The sequence below is a fragment of the Pseudomonas sp. Z3-6 genome, assembly GCF_051131985.1.
In the GTDB taxonomy this organism is placed as follows: Bacteria; Pseudomonadota; Gammaproteobacteria; order Pseudomonadales; family Pseudomonadaceae; genus Aquipseudomonas; species Aquipseudomonas zanjanensis.
In genome coordinates, this window is sequence record NZ_CP071644.1 from 1,749,023 (window position 1) to 1,767,181 (window position 18,159).

An 18,159-nucleotide genomic window follows, 5' to 3' on the forward strand; every position below is an offset into this window, starting at 1 on the left:
AAATGGGCTTAAGCGCTTAGATGTAAACGTAAAACCGAGAAGTCACATTTGCATCGATTGAATTTGCAAATGAGGTTGATAGAAGGCATAGTCTCGCCATCTTTACTACTTCAGCCACGGTCGTGCCCATGCTAAATCGCTTCGCACCCCTCGTGCCTCTCGCACTCGTTACCCTGTTGTTCGGTTGCGCTGCCCACACTCCGGTGTCCCAGCAAGCGCCCCAGCCACAGGTCCAGAACTCTGTTACTGCCCAGTCTTCCTCCGTTGCGTTCCAGGAAGAAATGGCCTCCGACAAAGAACTCGCCGCCTTCGCCGGCAGCAAGCCTTACCAGCTTCCAGTACTGGCTGACAGTATCCTGGAGCGCGGCATGTCGTTGATTGGTACCCGCTATCGTTTTGGTGGTACTTCTGAAGCCGGCTTCGATTGCAGCGGTTTCATCGGCTACCTGTTCCGTGAAGAGGCCGGCATGAACCTGCCGCGTTCCACTCGCGAAATGATCAACGTGAACGCCCCCCTGGTAGCGCGCAACCAGCTGGAGCCCGGTGACCTGCTGTTCTTCAGCACCAACGGTCGTCGCGGTCGCGTCAGCCATGCCGGTATCTACCTGGGCGACAACCAGTTCATCCATTCCAGCAGCCGCCGCAGCGGTGGCGTGCGGATCGACAGCCTGGGCGACAGCTACTGGAGCAAGACCTTCATCGAAGCCAAGCGAGCCCTCGCCATGGCACCGACAACGGTCACTGCTCGCAAGTAAGCACACAGTTTGTAAGGCAAACTTAAAGTCTTACTTGAAGTTTGCCATATAGCCGCTAGAATCCTTGATCATTGATTGATGGCAATCCGCCTGCGTACTCCGCAGGCGGATTTGTTTTCATGCCCACGGCAGAAAAGCCGCATCCAGATCAGGATTGTTCTGCATATGTCGACGTCGGCCCGCCTCGCGCTCATCTTCCTCGCCGCACTGCTCAGTGCATGTGCCAGCCGTACCCCGCCGCCAGCACCCGTACGGGCCCCGGTGGTCTTTGCTCCCTCGCAAACCTTTTCTCCGGCCGCCGAAGACGTACTGTTCCGGGCGCTGGGCCTGGTGGGCACGCCTTATCGTTGGGGTGGCAACACGCCGGATTCGGGCTTCGATTGCAGTGGCTTGATCGGTTATGTATACCGCGACGCCGCCGGTATTGCACTGCCACGGTCCACGCGGGAAATGATCAGCATGCGGGCGCCAGAAGTGGGTAAGGACGCGTTGCAGAGCGGTGACCTGGTGTTCTTCGCCACCAATGGCGGTTCCCAGGTCAGCCACGCCGGGATCTATGTCGGCGAAGGGCGCTTTGTCCACGCGCCGGCGACGGGTGGCACGGTCAAGCTCGACAGCCTGTCCAAGGCTTATTGGCAAAGGGCCTATCTGGGCGCCAAGCGTGTGCTGCAACCGGAGCACCTGGCGCGCAATCCCTGACGATTGAGTTTTTGCGCCGCAAGAGCGCTCTTGTGGCGAGGGAGCTTGCTCCCGCTGGGTTGCGCAGCAGCCCCAAGCTTTTAGCGGTTGCTACGCAACCGAGCGGGAGCAAGCTCCCTCGCCACGGGGATCGGTTTCAGCCCTGTTTTTTCGACACCCGCCAAATCTTGTTCCCCACATCATCAGCCACCAACAACCCACCCTGCTTGTCGATCACCACGCCCACTGGCCGGCCTTGGGCTTTTTCGTCGGCGTCCAGGAAACCAGTCAGCACATCCATCGGTTGTCCCACCGGTTTGCCGCCGTTGAACGGTACGAAAATCACTTTATAGCCACTGTGGGGCTTACGGTTCCAGGAGCCGTGCTGGCCGATGAAAGCCCCTTCGGTAAACGGTGCAGGCAAGCTGCTGCCCTCGGCGAAGGTCAGTCCCAATGACGCCGTGTGCGGGCCGACGGCATAGTCTGGGGCGATGGCCTTGGCCACCAGGGCCGGGTTTTGTGGCTCGACCCGGGCATCGACGTTCTGCCCGTAATAGCTATAAGGCCAGCCATAAAAGGCGCCGTCCTTGACCGACGTGATGTAGTCCGGCACCAGGTCGCTGCCGATCTCGTCCCGCTCGTTCACTGCCGTCCAGAGCGCAACAGTGCGCGGTTCCCAAGCCAGGCCGTTGGGGTTGCGCAGGCCTGAGGCGAAGATCCGGTGCTTGCCGCTGGCACGGTCCACTTCCCAAATGGCGGCGCGACCTTCCTCGGCCTCCATGCCATTTTCCCCGACGTTGCTGTTCGAGCCAGTGGTGACGTACAGCTTGCTGCCGTCGCGGCTGGCAATCACATTTTTAGTCCAGTGGTGGTTGAGGGTGCCGCCGGGCAGGTCGACGACCTTGGTCGGTTGTGCCTTGATTTGCGTGTCACCCTCTTTGTAGGGGAAGCGGATCAACCGGTCGGTATCGGCCACGTACAGGTCATTGCCGACCAGGGTCATGCCGAACGGTGAGTTGAGGTTTTCCAGGAACACCGTACGGGTTTCGGCGATGCCGTCGTGGTTGGCGTCGCGTAGCAGCGTAATGCGATTGGGGCTGGGCACCCCGGCACCGGCGCGGCCCATGACTTTTTTCATCACCCAACCACGGATGCCCTTGGAATCGTCTGGCTTGGGCGGGGCATTGGTTTCGGCCACCAGCACATCGCCATTGGGCAGCACGTAGAGCCAGCGCGGATGGTCCAGCCCTTCCGCGAAGGCGCCGACTTGCAGGCCTTGGGCCGGGGTTGGCTTGGCGCCTTGCGGCCAGCCGATGGCTTCGGCGATGTTGACGGTGGGGATCAGGGTCTTGTTCGGTTCGGGCAGTTTCGGTGCAGGGCCAGTGCCGTCGGAGACTTGCAAGGTGGACGATTCGCCACAAGCGACAAGCCCGGCGGCAAGGGCGACGATCAGAAGATGAGGTGGCTTGAGCATGCTGGCGTCCCTATGAATGCATGTGGTTATTCATAGAGGAGCGTAGACGCGCGATGGTTCAACTCAGGCAGATCCCGCAGTGGACGCAGATTTTTGACCATTGAACAACCCTTTGTGGGAGCGGGCTTGCTCGCGAAGACGGCAGCACATCCAACATCAACGCCAACTGACATACCGCTTTCGCGAGCAAGCCCGCTCCCACAGGAGAACTGTGGTGAGCGCAGGATTTGTGAGTATCCGAGTGCTCGCTCCCACATGAGGTCACCTCGCAGTTCCTTGCTGAACGAATCAACCATGGGCCTGCTTGAACAGCACCGCAATGCCAGGATGGTACTGCCCGGCTTCGTTGCGCAATTTGCGATAGGCGTAAGGGAAGTACCAGGCCACGGCGCAGGTGTTTTCCTTTTGCAGGTCGTCGATCATGTCCTGCAGTTCTTCGGGCGTGGCACTTTGCTGGGTTTTTTGCGGCGAGACGAACAGGCAGCCCAGCTTCAGGTCGCTGGCGTAGCTGATGCGCTTGGCATCGCTGGTGGCTTCGAGCAGCGGTTGGGTCAGGTTCAGGTTGTTGACCTTGGGCCAGCGTTGGGTGGCCTGGATGAAGGCGCGCTCCTCGGTACTGGCGATGAACAGGTCGGCGCTGACGTTACGTTCGCCCTCTTCGTTCTGCTTGCGGGTCGGGGCGTTCTGCAGCGTGACCATTTCGGCCATCCAGGCAGCGGCCGACAGCAACCCAAGGTTGGCACGTTCATCGAACCAATAGGGTGTGTCGTTATCGCCGCGCACGGCGTTGTAGCGGTCGATACAATCAAACCAGCGTTCCAGCAGCGGGCGCAGGAATTCCAGCTTTGGATTGCTGATGAGCATGCCTTGCATGTTTTTGCCCTCTTGTTCTTGTGATATCGGGTCGTGATGCCTATTTGATATCACTTGCCGTAGCGTGGCACAAGATTGACGTCACTTTATTGATCCTGGCCAATGTTCCGTGCACGAGCCATGGCAGCTTTAATTGACGCTCCACCCCCAACCCTCTAACCTTCGCCGCTTGTTTCAGGTGCTCTGTGACCGCGTTCGACAGAGTGAAACAGGGAAGCCGGTGAGTGAACACGAACCCGGCGCTGCCCCCGCAACGGTAAATGAGTCAACGCTGTGCAAAAGCCACTGTGTCGCAGACATGGGAAGGCGCGCAGCCAGGCACCACGCCGCTCATGAGCCCGGAGACCGGCCTGATTCATCCAACGGCATCACGGTGGGCGATGCCAGGCTCGTTGCCGTCCTTTTTTGTGCCCGCCCGCCGTTATCCAATCCCCAGCGGAGGCTTCCCCATGACCGACTCCCTCATCACCGATACGTCTGATCGCGACGAACGCCACCTGGCGCGCATGCTGCGCAAGAAAGCCGTGATCGACGAGCGCATCGCCAACTCGCCGAACGAATGCGGCTTGCTGCTGGTGCTGACCGGTAACGGCAAGGGCAAGAGCAGTTCGGCGTTCGGCATGCTGGCACGGGCCATGGGCCACGGCATGCAGTGCGGCGTGGTGCAGTTCATCAAGGGCCGCAACAGCACCGGTGAAGAGCTGTTCTTCCGCCGCTTCCCGGAACAGGTGCGCTTTCACGTCATGGGTGAAGGCTTCACCTGGGAAACCCAGGATCGCCAGCGCGACATCGCCGCCGCTGAAGCCGCCTGGGCCGTATCGCGTCAATTACTCAGTGATCCGTCCATTGGCCTGGTGGTGCTCGACGAATTGAACATTGCCCTAAAGCACGGTTACCTCGACCTCGATCAGGTGCTGAGCGATCTGCAGGCCCGCCCACCGATGCAGCATGTGGTGGTGACCGGTCGCGGCGCCAAGCCCGAGATGATCGAGCTGGCCGACACTGTGACCGAAATGGGCATGATCAAGCACGCGTTCCAGGCGGGTATCAAGGCGCAGAAAGGCGTCGAACTGTGAGTGATCCCGCCATGACCAGCCGCCGCTGTCCGGCGGTGCTGATCGCAGCGCCGGCCTCGGGCCAAGGCAAGACCACCGTCACCGCAGCGCTCGCCCGGTTGCATCGCAACCAGGGACGCAAGGTGCGCGTGTTCAAATGCGGCCCGGACTTTCTCGACCCGATGATCCTGGAGCGGGCCAGCGGCGCGCCGGTCTATCAATTGGACATGTGGATGGTCGGCGAGCAGGAAAGTCGCCGACTGTTGTGGGAAGCCGCTGCTGAAGCGGACCTGATCCTCATCGAAGGGGTGATGGGGCTGTTCGACGGCACGCCGTCCAGCGCCGACCTGGCGCGGCATTTTGGCGTGCCGGTGCTGGCGGTGATCGACGGCACGGCCATGGCCCAGACCTTCGGTGCCCTGGCCTTGGGCCTGGCCCGTTATCAACCGGACCTGCCATTCGCCGGTGTCCTGGCCAACCGGGTCGGCACCTTGCGTCACGCGCAATTGCTCGAAGGCAGCCTGACCGAAGGCCTGCGTTGGTACGGCGCGCTGTCCCGGGAAACCGGCATCGAATTGCCTAGTCGTCATCTCGGGTTGGTCCAGGCCAGCGAGTTGAACGACTTGGACGCGCGCCTCGACGCGGCCGCCGATGCCCTGGCCGGCAGTTGCGAAGTGGCGCTGCCGCCCGCCGTGGCGTTCGCCGCGCCCGAGGTGGTCGCCGTTGAGCCGTGGCTCGATGGGGTGCGCATCGCCGTGGCCCGTGACGAAGCGTTCGCCTTCACCTATGGCGCAAGCCTTGATCTGCTGCGGGCCATGGGCGCGCAGTTGCGCTTCTTTTCGCCGATTCATGACAGCGAACTGCCCGAGGCGGACAGCCTTTATTTGCCTGGCGGTTATCCGGAGCTGCACCACGTTGCACTGGCTCGGAACGCGCCGATGCTCGCCGCGATCCGTGCGCACCATGCCGCCAATAAGCCGTTGCTCGCCGAATGCGGCGGCATGTTGTATCTGCTCGATTCACTGACCGACGTCGACGGCGTGCGCGCCGAACTCCTGGGGTTGCTGGCCGGTGATGCGCAGATGCAAAAGCGCCTGGCGGCCCTGGCGTTGCAATCGGTGGACCTGCCCGAAGGCAACCTGCGTGGGCATACCTATCATCACTCCCTGACCAGCACCGAGCTCAAGCCGATTGCCCGTGGCCATAGCCCGAATGGCGGGCGAGGGGCGGAGGCGGTTTTCCGACAGGGGCGGATGACGGCGTCCTATGTGCATTTTTATTTTCCGTCCAATCCGCGGGCGATTGCTGCGTTGTTTGCGCCTGACCTTGAGGCCGCCTTCGCGAGCAGGCTCGCTCCCACAGGGGATTGTGTGATCTCAAGTACAGCGCCTGTCACTGTGGGAGCGAGCCTGCTCGCGAAGAGGCCATGACAGACACCACTTTTTCCCAGGCCGAACGCGACGCCGTCTACCGTGCCATCGCCGAGCGCCGCGACATGCGCCATTTCAGTGGTGGCACGGTGGAGCCGGCCTTGCTGCGCCGCCTGCTGGAAGCCGCGCACCAGGCCCCCAGCGTCGGCCTGATGCAGCCATGGCGATTCATCCGCATCAGCGATCGCCCCTTGCGTGGGCAGATCCGCCAACTGGTGGAAGAAGAACGCATCCGTACCGCCGAGGCCCTGGGCGAGCGCAGCGACGAATTCATGAAACTCAAGGTCGAAGGCATCGACGACTGCGCCGAAGTGCTGGTGGCGGCCTTGATGGAGGATCGCGAGCGGCACATTTTCGGTCGCCGGACCTTGCCGGAAATGGACTTGGCCTCGCTGTCCTGCGCGATCCAGAACCTGTGGCTGGCCTCCCGTGCCGAAGGGTTGGGGATGGGCTGGGTGTCGTTGTTCGAGCCCCAGGCCCTGGCCGACCTGCTGGGGTTGCCCGCCGGGGCCAAGCCGCTGGCGATTCTTTGCCTGGGCCCGGTCGAGGGTTTCTACCCGGCGCCGATGCTCGCCCTGGAAGGCTGGGCGCAACCGCGTCCGCTCAATGAACTGCTGTATGAAAACCGTTGGGGAACGAGCCCATGAGCGTGGCCCTGCTCAGTGCCGCCGCAGTGGCGCTGGATGCTTTGCTGGGCGAGCCCCGGCGCTGGCATCCGCTGGTGGCGTTCGGCGGTTTTGCCGATCGCATCGAACAACGCTTCAATTCCGGCGGACGTGGTTGGCGCAGCCATGGGGTGACGGCGTGGATCATCGCCGTGGTGCCGTTGACCTTGCTCGCCACGGCCCTTTCGTGGGCGCCGATGGTGGGCTGGCTGGTGGAGATCCTGGCGTTGTACTGTGCCCTCGGCCTGCGCAGCCTCGGTGAGCATGTCGAGCCGGTGGCGCGGGCGTTGCGCAGCGGTGATCTGGACGAGGCACGCAAGCGTGTCGGTTACCTGGTCAGTCGCGAGACGGCTGAACTGGATGAAACCGCCGTGGCCCGCGCCGCCACCGAATCGGTGCTGGAAAACGGCAGCGATGCGGTGTTCGCCGCGTTGTTCTGGTTCGCCGTGGCCGGCGCGCCCGGTGTGGTGCTGTATCGCCTGAGCAATACCCTCGACGCCATGTGGGGCTATCGCAACGAACGCTTCGAGCGCTTCGGCTGGGCGGCGGCCAAAATCGACGATGCACTCAACTACATTCCGGCGCGCCTGGTGGCATTGACCTACGCGCTGCTCGGCAAGACCCGCTTGGCGCTCAAGTGCTGGCGCACCCAGGGCCCGACCTGGGACAGCCCCAACGCCGGGCCGGTGATGGCCGCCGGGGCCGGAGCGCTGGGTGTCGAGTTGGGCGGGGCGGCGGTTTACCACGGTGAACTGCACCAACGTCCGCCCTTGGGCGAAGGCGTGCCGGCGAGTGCCGATTCCATTGATCGCGGCTGGCAATTGGTCCAGCGCGGGGTATGGTTGTGGTTGCTGATTCTCTGCCTGGGAGCTGAGTTCTATGCTTGAGCACGGCGGGCGCTTGCGCAACGCAGCCCGGCAATACGGCATTGCCGAGGCCGATTGGCTCGACTTGTCCAGCGGCCTTGCGCCTTGGCCGTTCGACGTCCCGGCGATTCCCCTGCGCGCCTGGGCGCGCCTGCCGGAAACCGATGACGGCTTGGAACAGGCGGCCTGCGATTACTACGGTGCGTTGGATGTGCTGCCGGTGGCGGGTTCGCAGATGGCCATCCAGCTGTTGCCGCGCCTGCGTCGCAGCGGCAAGGTCGGCGTCTTGTCGCCCTGTTACGCCGAGCACGCCGAAGCCTGGCGCCGCAGCGGCTACATCGTTCGCGAAGTGCTGGAGGCGGAAGTGGACTTCTTTCTCGACAGCCTCGACGTGCTGGTGGTGGTCAATCCGAACAACCCCACGGGCTTGAGCCTGGCGCCCGAGCGCTTGCTGGACTGGCATGCCCGCCTGGCCCAGCGCGGTGGCTGGCTGGTGGTGGATGAAGCGTTCATGGACGTCACGCCGGCGCTGAGCCTGGCGGCGCATACCCAGTTGGTCGGGCTGATCGTGCTGCGTTCGTTCGGCAAGTTCTTTGGCCTGGCCGGGGTGCGCCTGGGCTTTGTCTTGGCCGAGCGGCGCTTGCTCAAGTTGCTCGCCGAACAGGTCGGGCCGTGGGTGGTCAGCGGGCCGACCCGGGTACTGGGCCAGGCGTGCCTGCTGGACACCGACGCCCATGCGCGCCAGCGCCAACGCTGCGAAGCCACCAGCCAACGCCTGGCGCTGTTGCTCGAACGTCAAGGCTTCAAGCCGCAAGGCGGTTGCGGATTGTTCCAGTGGCTGGTCACCGAACAGGCCCAAGGGCTCCACGATTTCATGGCCCAGCGCGGCATTCTCCTGCGTCTGTTCGTGAATACCAGCAGCCTGCGCTTTGGGCTGCCGGCCGATGACAGCGAATTCCTGCGCCTCGAACAGGCTTTCGAGGCCTACGCCAAGGACAACCGATGACCACAGTGATGGTGCAGGGCACCACGTCCGATGCCGGCAAAAGTACCTTGGTCACGGCTTTATGCCGCTGGGTCCGACGCCAGGGTGTAAGCGTGGTGCCGTTCAAGCCGCAGAACATGGCCCTCAACAGCGCCGTCACGGCCGACGGCGGCGAAATTGGTCGCGCCCAGGCAGTGCAGGCCCAGGCCGCCGGCCTTGAACCACACACCGACATGAACCCGGTGCTGCTCAAGCCCAACAGCGACACTGGCGCCCAGGTCATCATTCATGGCCGCGCCGTCACCACCATGAACGCCGTGGCTTATCACGATTACAAAGCCATCGCGATGCAAGCGGTGCTGGCCTCTCATGCGCGCTTGAGCACGGCCTATCCGGTGGTGATGGTGGAAGGCGCCGGCTCGCCGGCGGAGATCAACCTGCGTGCCGGTGACATTGCCAACATGGGCTTTGCCGAGGCGGTGGATTGTCCGGTGCTGCTGATCGCCGATATCAATCGTGGCGGGGTGTTCGCTCATCTGGTCGGTACCCTGGAGTTGCTTTCCCCCAGCGAACAGGCACGGGTCAAGGGTTTCATCATCAACCGTTTTCGCGGCGACATCGCCTTGCTGCAACCGGGCCTGGACTGGCTGGAAGCGCGCACCGGCAAACCGGTGATCGGCGTGTTGCCCTACGTGATGGATTTGCACCTGGAAGCCGAGGACGGCCTCGACCGGCGCCAGATCGACAAGGCCGATCAGGTGCTGAAAGTGGTGGTGCCGGTGTTGCCGCGCATCAGCAACCACACCGATTTCGATCCACTGCGCCTGCACCCGCAGGTCGACTTGCAATTCATCGGCCCCGGCCAGCCCATCCCGCCGGCTGACCTGATCATCCTGCCCGGTTCGAAAAGCGTGCGCAGCGACCTGGCCTACCTGCGTACCAACGGCTGGGCAACGGCGATCCATCGTCATCTGCGCTACGGCGGCAAGTTGCTGGGCATCTGCGGCGGATTGCAGATGCTCGGCCAGCAGGTCCACGACCCGTTTGGGCTGGAAGGCGCGGCCGGTTCCAGTGCCGGGTTGGGCCTGTTGGATTTTGAAACGACCCTGGAACACGAGAAGCAGTTGCGCAATGTGCGCGGGCGGCTGGCCTTGGAAGAGGCTGAGGTCAGCGGCTACGAAATCCACGCGGGCGTGACCAGCGGCCCGGCCTTGGAAAATCCGGCGGTGCATCTGGAGGACGGCCGTTGTGACGGCGCCCAGAGCCTCGACGGACAGGTGTTCGGCACTTACCTGCATGGATTGTTCGAATCACCGGCGGCCAGTAGCGCGTTGTTGCGCTGGGCCGGGTTGCAGGATGTACAGGCGGTGGATTACCACGGGTTGCGCGAGCGGGACATCGAGCGGTTGGCGGATCTGGTGGAGCGGCATCTGGATACCGGGATGTTGCGTGAACTCTGTGGGATCTAGGGTGGCTGGGCTGGCCCCTTCGCGAGCAGGCTCGCTCCCACATTGGATCTCTGATGACCACGGCATTCATGTACGCCCTGGACCAACTGTGGGAGCGAGCCTGCTCGCGAAGAGGCCGGCAGCCACACCGCCATAAAAAGGAATAGCCCATGCTCCACATTGGATCTCTGATGACCACAGCATTCATGTACACCCTGGACCAACTGTGGGAGCGGGCTTGCTCGCGAAGAGGCCGGCCGCAACACCGCCAATAAAAGATACCCAATGTTCCAGCATCGGATCTGCGGGTATACATAAGTCCCCTGTGGGAGCGAGCTTGCTCGCGATGGCGCCAGTCGCCACACCGCCAATAAAAGGAATAACCCATGCTGCAACTGATCCTCGGCGGCGCCCGCTCCGGCAAGAGTCGCCTGGCTGAAAAACTCGCGGCGGACTCCGGGTTGCCCGTGACCTACATCGCCACCAGCCAACCCCTGGACGGCGAGATGAACGAGCGTATCGCCCAGCACCGCACCCGGCGGCCGGTCGAATGGGCGCTGGTGGAAGAGCCCTTGGCCCTGGCCCAAGTGCTGCGAGAGAATGCCGCCCCCGGGCAATGCCTGCTGGTGGATTGCTTGACCCTCTGGCTGACCAATCTGCTGATGCTTGACGATCCCGAACGGTTGATCGCCGAGCGTGAAGCGCTGCTGGATTGCATCAGCGCGCTTCCCGGCGAAGTCATATTCGTCAGCAACGAAACCGGCATGGGCGTCGTGCCGCTGGGCGAGCTGACGCGCCGTTACGTCGATGAAGCCGGTTGGCTGCATCAAGCCTTGGCCGAACGGTGTCAGCGCGTCGTGCTGACCGTCGCCGGCCTGCCCATGACTCTCAAAGGTACTGCGTTATGAATCATCGCTGGTGGCTGGACCCGTGCAAGCCCGTCGATACCCAGGCCCTGGAACAGGCCACGGCCCGTCAGCAACAATTGACCAAACCGGCCGGTTCCCTGGGGCGGCTGGAGTCGGTCGCGGTGCAATTGGCGGGCCTGCAAGGGCAGCTCAAGCCGAGCCTGGACCGGTTGTGGATCGCGATTTTCGCCGGCGACCACGGCGTGGTCGCCGAGGGCGTATCGGCCTATCCCCAGGAAGTCACCGGGCAGATGCTGCTCAACTTCGTCAGCGGCGGCGCGGCCATCAGCGTCCTGGCACGGCAACTGGGCGCATCCCTGGAAGTGGTTGACCTCGGCACCGTCACGCCGTCGCTGGACCTGCCCGGTGTACGGCACTTGAACATCGGGCCGGGCACGGCGAATTTTGCCCAGGGCCCGGCCATGACCCTGGGCCAGGGCGAGCAAGCCTTGCACGCCGGCCGCGACAGTGTGCTGCGTGCCGTCGCGACGGGGACGCAACTGTTCATCGGCGGCGAGATGGGCATCGGCAATACCACCGCCGCCAGCGCCCTGGCCTGCGCTTTGCTCGACTGCCCGGTAGCGCATCTGGTGGGGCCGGGCACGGGGCTGGACGCGGCGGGTGTCAGCCGCAAGGCCCAGGTGATCGAACGGGCCCTGGCCCTGCACGCTGCCCAGGGCAACGACCCGTTGCAGACCCTATTCAACCTTGGCGGTTTTGAGATCGCCGCGTTGGTCGGTGCGTACCTGGCCTGTGCCCAGCGGGGCGTCGCCGTGTTGGTGGACGGCTTCATCTGCAGCGTCGCGGCCCAGGTGGCGGTGCGGCTCAATCCGGCGTGCCGGCAATGGTTGCTGTTCGCCCATCGCGGCGCCGAACCGGGCCATCGCCACGTGCTGGAGACCCTCGGTGCCGAACCGCTGCTGGACCTCGGCCTGCGCCTGGGCGAGGGCAGTGGCGCGGCGTTGGCGGTGCCGCTGTTGCGCCTGGCCTGTGACCTGCACGGGCAGATGGCGACGTTTGCCGAAGCGGCCGTGGCGGATCGCCCGGCATGAGCTTGCGCCTGGACCTGCTGCGTCACGGCGAAACCGAACGGGGCGGCGGCTTGCGCGGCAGCCTCGACGATGCCTTGACGGCCAGGGGCTGGGCGCAGATGCACACGGCTGTCGAGCAAGGCGGGCCCTGGGATCGCCTGGTGAGTTCGCCGTTGCAGCGCTGCGCCCGTTTCGCCGAGCAACTCGGCGCCCGGCTCAACCTGCCGGTGCACTTGGACAAAGACCTGCAAGAGTTGCATTTCGGCGCTTGGGAAGGCCGCAGCGCAGCGGCGTTGATGGACACCGACGCCGAGGCACTGGGCCAGTTCTGGGCTGATCCCTATGCCTTCACGCCGCCCGAAGGTGAGCCGGTGCTGGTATTTTCCAGCCGCGTCCTGGCGGCAATCGAACGCCTGCACGCGGCCTATGCCGGGCAGCGGGTGTTGCTGGTCAGCCACGGCGGCGTGATGCGCCTGCTGCTGGCCCAGGCCCGCGGCCTGCCTCGGGAGCAGTTGCTCAATGTCGAAGTCGCTCATGGCGGGCTGTTTTCCCTGACAGTGGCGGCAGGTGTTGTGCTCAAAGAGGCGGACTGACCATGTTGCCCTTCTGGATCGCCCTGCAATTTCTCAGCAGCTTGCCGGTGCGCCTGCCCGGCATGCCCGAGCCCGAGCAACTGGGTCGTTCGCTGCTGTTCTATCCCTTGGTGGGGCTGGTGTTCGGCGCCGTGCTGTGGCTGCTCGATGCACTGCTGCTGGGGGCGCCGCCATTGCTCCACGCCGCACTGTTGCTGACAGCGTGGGTGTTACTCAGCGGTGGCCTGCATTTGGACGGCCTGGCCGACAGCGCCGACGCTTGGTTGGGCGGCTTTGGCGACCGCGAACGCACGCTGCTGATCATGAAGGATCCGCGCAGCGGGCCGATTGCGGTGATCACGTTAGTGTTGGTGCTGCTGCTCAAGTTCGCCGCGCTGGTGGCGTTGATCGAGCAGGGGCAAGCGTTGGCCTTGATCATCGTGCCGGTGCTGGGGCGTGCGGCGTTGCTTGGCCTGTTCCTCACCACGCCGTACGTGCGGGCCGGTGGGTTGGGTCAGGCGCTGGCCGATCACCTGCCCCGGCGCGCGGGCTGGTGGGTGTTGTTGGCGTGTGCGTTGGGCTGCGTGCTGGTGGCCGGGTGGGCGGGTGTCTGTGGGCTGGCCGTTGCCTTCGCGGTGTTCGTCGGCTTGCGGCGGATGATGCTGCTCAGGCTCGGGGGCTGCACGGGGGATACGGCTGGGGCGTTGTTGGAGTTGCTTGAAATGGCATTGCTGGTTGGGGTGGTGCTGAGCCGATAAAGCCGCACTGTGCAGATAGCCACCTGTCAACTCTGACAGTTTCGGCCTATTTAAAAAAAGCGCTTACTTCCCTCCAGTGCAGAACGACGGGAAGCGTCTGGGCAGTGCCCGCAAATCATCGGTCTGCTTTTCGAACTGAAGCGCCATGGGTAGCCATGGCTTCCAGGTATGAATACGGAGAGCGATAACATGGCTGGTCCAGATAAAAAAGAGCCGTTCACCTCAAATGAAGGCGCGTCCGGCGGACCTGCGCCGTTTGAGGTCCAGGATCCGGTTGTGAAGCCTGACCCCCTATCCGGGTTGCCGGTGGGGCTTATTCGCAGAGACCATCTTGATACAGGCTTAACGACAACCATTGCGACCTGGGGTAACCCGGTACCAGACGGAGAGACGGAATATTTCCGACTGCAAATTGCGCGAGCACAAAGTAATGAGTGGGTGACGCTTAGGGAGCATTCTTTTACAGGAGGCAATACATGGGTACCGCTGGTTTTCGATATTCCCAGTGGTTATTTGCTGGACCCGGAGCACGAAGGCGCTTTTGACCTGCAATACGAGCATGAGAACTTCGCTAGCGTTCCCGATTACTCCGAGCGAACGAACATCTACATCGACAAGACCCCGCCCAACGGTGCGGTCCCTCCAAGGAAAATGGTATTCACCGTCACGCCACCCATTACCGATGCAACTTTTGGTGTAAATGATTACTTGGAAGCGACCATTCCATCTTGGACGGGCGATCAATCCGATGTGAAAGTCGCGTTCGGCTGGATAAAGGGGGAGCTGCCTGAAGATCCCTCGGCTATAGACCTGATTGGTCCGCAGCCGATTGCTTCGGGGGGGGGGCAGGTACAGATACCCAAAGCCAAATTCGTTGCCGCCGGAGATGGCCTATGCTGCGGCGGCTACGTACTGCTCGACAAGGCTGGCAATATCAGCCAGCTCTCTCTATATGAATTGATGTCGGTCGCCCTCGACCCCCTGCCTGTTGCGCCATTGGACCCGCCCACGGCGGCGGATGCAACGGGAGGCGAGTTGCTGCGCTCGGACCTTGTCGACGGGAACGTGCTCGTCAATGTGCCTCATGTCACCAATGGCAAGTCAACCGATACCGTCATTGTTAAATGGGGCACCAAGGAAGTCACGCCGGGTACGCCTCTAGGCAGCAACCCATCGGGCGGGATCAACATCCCTGTGCCTTGGGCGACTCTCTGGGACGAATACGGCAGTACCGAGACAGGCGTGGTACCTACGCCACTTTCCTATACGGTGCTGCGGGGAGTGGAACCTTTTCGCTCAACTCCAGTTTCGGTCCCATGTAACTTTTCCGGCCCTGGGCCGATCAACCCGGATCCGGAACCCGGCAACGACCTACTGGAAGTGGTCACGGTCGTGGGTGAGTCGGATGTTGACAATGAGCTGGAGGCAAGCGACGAAGACGGCGAGATCAAGGCCAAGATCGAACTGGTCGCCCCACTGGCCAACGGTGATACCTATCAAGTCCTGTGGAACGGAACGCCCATCGGAGCCCCCTATGCGATCGACACCAGCAGGGACAACGTGGGGGACGTCATCGAGATTGATCTTGATTGGGACGTCATTCGCGGCGAAGGCCCGGGTACGGCCATGCCGGTCTGGTACGTATTGACCAACCCGGCTCATGTAAACCCGCAAGAGCCTAAACAACGCACCTCGGTCAAGATCGACTTCCTGGTCCAAACCTTGCCGGCGGCCATCCCTCAACACACCAACACAAACGGTATCGTGACCTGCCTCTCACTGCGCTGGGATCCGGCTAGTACAACCTTTGGCATCGAGTATCTGATACCGCCGAGCCCCTATTTGAAACAGGGCGATTCGGTCGAGGTGGAATGGAAGGCCTATACCGACTTCTCGAACCCGGTTCACGTTCCCGCCGCCAATAAAAGGCACACGTTCAGCGATATCACCCAAGAGCAGGCGGACAACGGGATTGTCTGGCTCATCGAACCCTACGCCACTCATGTTCTGCCCACTTGGCAAAGCACTGCCCAGATAGGCAAGGGTGAAGTGAGTTACAAAATCACGGGAAAACCTCTTCAAGAAACGCCCACCAATACCAGGGTGGCGATGTCGCAGGGCGAGGGGACTTGCAACGTACCACCGCCGGCGAATCCTTGAGCATGCGCGCCCTCAGCCGCATACGAGGATTCATGGGAGGCACCCTGCGGCGAGGGAGCTCGCCCCCGCGGGCTGTGCAGCAATCCAAAATGGTTGCTGCACAGCCATCGACAGAGATGCCCCTACTCCTTGGCTAGATACTCACTTAACTGATCGGCATGAGGTGCGTGAGTGAGTTCCTACAGTTTGCTTCATCGTGTGAGTGGGTTGATTCAGAATAGTCCTACATACCATGGTGTCGGCGTTCTGTAGCCTGCGCGGCCTTCTGTATTCTATTGTCACAGGGTGCCTGTATGTCCTCGTCTAAGTTATTCAAGCTGCGTCCGCTGTTCCGTGCCTTGAAACTGCTGTCCATTCCGCCCTTGTTGCTGATCGCCGAGATGGGGCACGCGCGGGTTCTGATTCCCGGGGAAATCCTGTCCATCGATAGCACCACAGCCTCCGATAATTACGTGCTGAACGGCGAGTCGACATTGAATGCCGATGGCGCCGAGACCCGCGACATCACCGTTAATAATTCAACCCTGAACCTCAACGGCACCGATGTGAAGGCAACAAACGCCAATGGCGTTCTGCTGAATGCTGGTCGGGCCAACATCAGCGGCAACAGTACCATCACCAGTGACCGGACAGGCCTGGCGGTCAGTCGCGATTCCACGGCTACCCAGGGTTCCACCGCGACAGTGAGCGACAGCACCATCATCGGCGGGACGACCGGCGTTTCGGTCACCGGTTTGAGCGAGGTAACACTGGTGCGATCAACCGTGGTGGGCACGGGTGCCAATGCTGCCGGCCTGCGACTGTTCGGAGGGACTGCGACGGCTATTGGCAGCACGATTTCCGGGGCGAGGAACGGGATCGAAATTGGCGGGGATAGCGTTGTGAACGCCCCCGCGAACTTGACCCTGGACGGCACCCATGTCGAAGGTCTCAACGGATCGGCGATCGTTGTCGATACCTTGGGGTTGGGGGCGAGTACCGCCAACATCTCAGTGGTCAACGGCTCCACGTTGTCGGCCAGCAATGGCATCCTGATGGATGTTCGCCGTGGCGCCGAGGGTAATTTGAGTGTCAGCGGCAGCACACTGGTCGGCGATATCGTTGCCGACGACAGCAGCACCGCCAATGTGCTGCTGGAGAACGCCGCGACCCTGACCGGAAACCTGAAAAATGTCCAGGACCTGGGCATCAATAGCAGTGCCCGCTGGATCATGGTCGGCGATGGCGAGGTCGAGAACCTGGTCATGAATGGCGGCGCCATCCAGTTTGGCAACCCTGGTGAGTTCTTCAAGCTGAACGTAGGCACTCTGTCGGGTGATGGCGGTACGTTCTACATGCACACCGATTTCAAGACCGGACAGGTCGATACCCTGACGGTAACCGGCACGGCCACCGGCAACCACACCATCGCCATTGACGCCAGTGGTTCAGAACCCGTAGGTGCCGGCTCCACCGCGGTGGTGAAGATTGGCGGCGGCGATGCGACGTTTGCCCTGGCCGGTGGCGAAGTAGACCTGGGGGCTTATTCATACGATTTGATCAAGCAAGGCAATGATGCCTGGTACCTCAATACCCTCACGCGCACGATCAGCCCGGGCACCCGTTCGGTGATTGCGCTGTTCAACGCAGCCCCAACCGTCTGGTATGGCGAACTCAGCACCTTGCGCAGCCGCATGGGTGAAGTGCGCATGAACCCTGATCAGAGCGGTGGCTGGATTCGCGCCTACGGCAACAAGTTCAATGTCAGCGCAAATTCCGGTGTCGCTTACCAGCAAGTCCAGCAAGGCTTGTCGTTTGGCGCGGATGCGCCGTTGCCGGTGGGCGACGGTCAGTGGTTGGTCGGTGTGTTGGGTGGCTACAGCAAGTCCGACCTTGACCTGAGCCGCGGTACCAGCGCAACGATCAACAGCTACTATCTGGGTGCCTATACCACCTGGCTGGATGAGCAGAGCGGCTATTACTTCGACGGCGTGCTCAAGTTCAACCGCTTCCAGAACGAATCCGACGTGCGACTGAGCGACGGCAAGAAAACCAAGGGAGACTACGACAGCCATGGGGTTGGTGGCTCCCTGGAGTTTGGCCGGCATATCAAGCTGGCGGACGACTATTTCGTTGAGCCGTTCACTCAGTTGTCGGGTGTGGTTATCGAGGGCAAAGACTACACGCTGGACAATGGTCTCTCTGCCGAAGGCAGTCGGTCACACTCTCTGTTGGCCAAGGCCGGTGCGACCGTAGGACGCGATTTCACTTGGGGTGACAAAGTTGTGCAGCCCTACATTCGTGCTGCTTTCGTGCACGAGTTTGCCAACAACAATGACGTGCAGGTCAACAACAACCGGTTCAACAACGACCTTTCGGGTTCCCGTGGTGAATTGGGCACTGGTGTTGCCATGACCGTGACCGACAAGGTTTCGATTCACGCCGATTTCGACTACAGCAATGGCAACAAGATTGAACAACCGTGGGGTGCCAATGTAGGCGTGCGCTACCTCTGGTAGGTA

16 protein-coding genes and 1 riboswitch are annotated in these 18,159 nt (G+C 62.2%); of the genes, 14 read left to right on the top strand and 2 right to left on the bottom strand.

Annotated features, from left to right (window positions below; genetic code table 11):
* Positions 1-128 precede the first annotated feature (128 nt).
* Both J3P88_RS07950 and J3P88_RS07955 read left to right on the top strand, forming a co-directional pair.
* Positions 129-755 carry a C40 family peptidase gene (locus tag J3P88_RS07950; protein WP_186707012.1) on the top strand — a complete coding sequence of 209 codons (627 nt, stop codon included), beginning with the start codon at positions 129-131 and terminating at the stop codon, positions 753-755.
* 165 nt (positions 756-920) lie between these two features.
* A complete protein-coding gene (locus J3P88_RS07955) occupies positions 921-1,454 on the top strand; it encodes a C40 family peptidase (RefSeq protein ID WP_186707011.1) in 534 nt (177 codons plus the stop codon).
* A 136-nt stretch (positions 1,455-1,590) separates the two neighbouring features.
* On the opposite strand, the gene J3P88_RS07960 is transcribed toward J3P88_RS07955, so the two are convergent.
* Entirely contained in the window at positions 1,591-2,907 is a 1,317-nt protein-coding gene (locus J3P88_RS07960; protein WP_434574604.1) for a PQQ-dependent sugar dehydrogenase, read from the bottom strand.
* 288 nt (positions 2,908-3,195) lie between these two features.
* Entirely contained in the window at positions 3,196-3,780 is a 585-nt protein-coding gene (locus J3P88_RS07965) for a hypothetical protein (protein ID WP_434574605.1), read from the bottom strand.
* Between the two features lie 159 nt (positions 3,781-3,939).
* A riboswitch (cobalamin riboswitch) is annotated at positions 3,940-4,148 on the top strand.
* Positions 4,149-4,229: 81 nt separating this feature from the next.
* Between J3P88_RS07965 and cobO the strand changes: the two genes are divergently transcribed.
* The 12 genes from cobO (at position 4,230) to J3P88_RS08025 (ending at position 18,156) form a co-directional block, all read left to right on the top strand.
* Positions 4,230-4,856 carry a cob(I)yrinic acid a,c-diamide adenosyltransferase gene (cobO, locus tag J3P88_RS07970; protein WP_189656241.1) on the top strand — a complete coding sequence of 209 codons (627 nt, stop codon included), beginning with the start codon at positions 4,230-4,232 and terminating at the stop codon, positions 4,854-4,856.
* 11 nt (positions 4,857-4,867) lie between these two features.
* Positions 4,868-6,265 carry a cobyrinate a,c-diamide synthase gene (locus J3P88_RS07975; protein ID WP_434574606.1) on the top strand — a complete coding sequence of 466 codons (1,398 nt, stop codon included), beginning with the start codon at positions 4,868-4,870 and terminating at the stop codon, positions 6,263-6,265.
* The gene (gene bluB / locus J3P88_RS07980; protein WP_434574607.1) at positions 6,262-6,912 is read left to right on the top strand and encodes a 5,6-dimethylbenzimidazole synthase; all 651 of its coding nucleotides are present in this window, start codon (positions 6,262-6,264) and stop codon (positions 6,910-6,912) included. Before J3P88_RS07975 ends, bluB begins: the two co-directional genes overlap by 4 nt.
* On the top strand, positions 6,909-7,817 hold the full coding sequence (cbiB, locus tag J3P88_RS07985) for an adenosylcobinamide-phosphate synthase CbiB (protein WP_434574608.1): 909 nt from the start codon (positions 6,909-6,911) through the stop codon (positions 7,815-7,817). Before bluB ends, cbiB begins: the two co-directional genes overlap by 4 nt.
* Positions 7,810-8,802: a threonine-phosphate decarboxylase CobD gene (cobD, locus tag J3P88_RS07990; protein ID WP_434574609.1), complete on the top strand. Its 993-nt coding sequence runs from the start codon at positions 7,810-7,812 to the stop codon at positions 8,800-8,802. The genes cbiB and cobD overlap by 8 nt, the downstream gene beginning before the upstream one ends.
* Positions 8,799-10,250, top strand: a complete 1,452-nt coding sequence (locus J3P88_RS07995) for a cobyric acid synthase (RefSeq protein ID WP_434574610.1) — start codon at positions 8,799-8,801, stop codon at positions 10,248-10,250. The genes cobD and J3P88_RS07995 overlap by 4 nt, the downstream gene beginning before the upstream one ends.
* A 365-nt stretch (positions 10,251-10,615) precedes the next feature.
* Positions 10,616-11,137 carry a bifunctional adenosylcobinamide kinase/adenosylcobinamide-phosphate guanylyltransferase gene (gene cobU, locus J3P88_RS08000; RefSeq protein WP_434574611.1) on the top strand — a complete coding sequence of 174 codons (522 nt, stop codon included), beginning with the start codon at positions 10,616-10,618 and terminating at the stop codon, positions 11,135-11,137.
* On the top strand, positions 11,134-12,189 hold the full coding sequence (cobT, locus tag J3P88_RS08005) for a nicotinate-nucleotide--dimethylbenzimidazole phosphoribosyltransferase (protein ID WP_434574612.1): 1,056 nt from the start codon (positions 11,134-11,136) through the stop codon (positions 12,187-12,189). The genes cobU and cobT overlap by 4 nt, the downstream gene beginning before the upstream one ends.
* The gene (cobC, locus tag J3P88_RS08010) at positions 12,186-12,761 is read left to right on the top strand and encodes an alpha-ribazole phosphatase family protein (RefSeq protein WP_434574613.1); all 576 of its coding nucleotides are present in this window, start codon (positions 12,186-12,188) and stop codon (positions 12,759-12,761) included. The genes cobT and cobC overlap by 4 nt, the downstream gene beginning before the upstream one ends.
* Before the next feature lie 2 nt (positions 12,762-12,763).
* Positions 12,764-13,498 carry an adenosylcobinamide-GDP ribazoletransferase gene (locus J3P88_RS08015; RefSeq protein WP_434574614.1) on the top strand — a complete coding sequence of 245 codons (735 nt, stop codon included), beginning with the start codon at positions 12,764-12,766 and terminating at the stop codon, positions 13,496-13,498.
* Between the two features lie 189 nt (positions 13,499-13,687).
* Complete coding sequence (locus tag J3P88_RS08020) at positions 13,688-15,658, top strand: hypothetical protein (protein WP_434574615.1); 1,971 nt, start codon at positions 13,688-13,690, stop codon at positions 15,656-15,658.
* A gap of 293 nt (positions 15,659-15,951) precedes the next feature.
* On the top strand, positions 15,952-18,156 hold the full coding sequence (locus J3P88_RS08025; protein WP_434574616.1) for an autotransporter outer membrane beta-barrel domain-containing protein: 2,205 nt from the start codon (positions 15,952-15,954) through the stop codon (positions 18,154-18,156).
* Positions 18,157-18,159: the final 3 nt, after the last annotated feature.

Coding starts and splice junctions, on each gene's coding strand:
- J3P88_RS07960 (WP_434574604.1), bottom strand. CDS start 2,907: ATGCTCAAGCCACCTCATCTTCTGATCGTCGCCCTTGCCGCCGGGCTT.
- cbiB (WP_434574608.1), top strand. CDS start 6,909: ATGAGCGTGGCCCTGCTCAGTGCCGCCGCAGTGGCGCTGGATGCTTTG.
- cobU (WP_434574611.1), top strand. CDS start 10,616: ATGCTGCAACTGATCCTCGGCGGCGCCCGCTCCGGCAAGAGTCGCCTG.
- cobD (WP_434574609.1), top strand. CDS start 7,810: ATGCTTGAGCACGGCGGGCGCTTGCGCAACGCAGCCCGGCAATACGGC.
- cobO (WP_189656241.1), top strand. CDS start 4,230: ATGACCGACTCCCTCATCACCGATACGTCTGATCGCGACGAACGCCAC.
- J3P88_RS07975 (WP_434574606.1), top strand. CDS start 4,868: ATGACCAGCCGCCGCTGTCCGGCGGTGCTGATCGCAGCGCCGGCCTCG.
- J3P88_RS08020 (WP_434574615.1), top strand. CDS start 13,688: ATGGCTGGTCCAGATAAAAAAGAGCCGTTCACCTCAAATGAAGGCGCG.
- J3P88_RS07965 (WP_434574605.1), bottom strand. CDS start 3,780: ATGCAAGGCATGCTCATCAGCAATCCAAAGCTGGAATTCCTGCGCCCG.
- cobT (WP_434574612.1), top strand. CDS start 11,134: ATGAATCATCGCTGGTGGCTGGACCCGTGCAAGCCCGTCGATACCCAG.
- bluB (WP_434574607.1), top strand. CDS start 6,262: ATGACAGACACCACTTTTTCCCAGGCCGAACGCGACGCCGTCTACCGT.
- J3P88_RS07955 (WP_186707011.1), top strand. CDS start 921: ATGTCGACGTCGGCCCGCCTCGCGCTCATCTTCCTCGCCGCACTGCTC.
- J3P88_RS08025 (WP_434574616.1), top strand. CDS start 15,952: ATGTCCTCGTCTAAGTTATTCAAGCTGCGTCCGCTGTTCCGTGCCTTG.
- J3P88_RS07950 (WP_186707012.1), top strand. CDS start 129: ATGCTAAATCGCTTCGCACCCCTCGTGCCTCTCGCACTCGTTACCCTG.
- J3P88_RS07995 (WP_434574610.1), top strand. CDS start 8,799: ATGACCACAGTGATGGTGCAGGGCACCACGTCCGATGCCGGCAAAAGT.
- cobC (WP_434574613.1), top strand. CDS start 12,186: ATGAGCTTGCGCCTGGACCTGCTGCGTCACGGCGAAACCGAACGGGGC.
- J3P88_RS08015 (WP_434574614.1), top strand. CDS start 12,764: ATGTTGCCCTTCTGGATCGCCCTGCAATTTCTCAGCAGCTTGCCGGTG.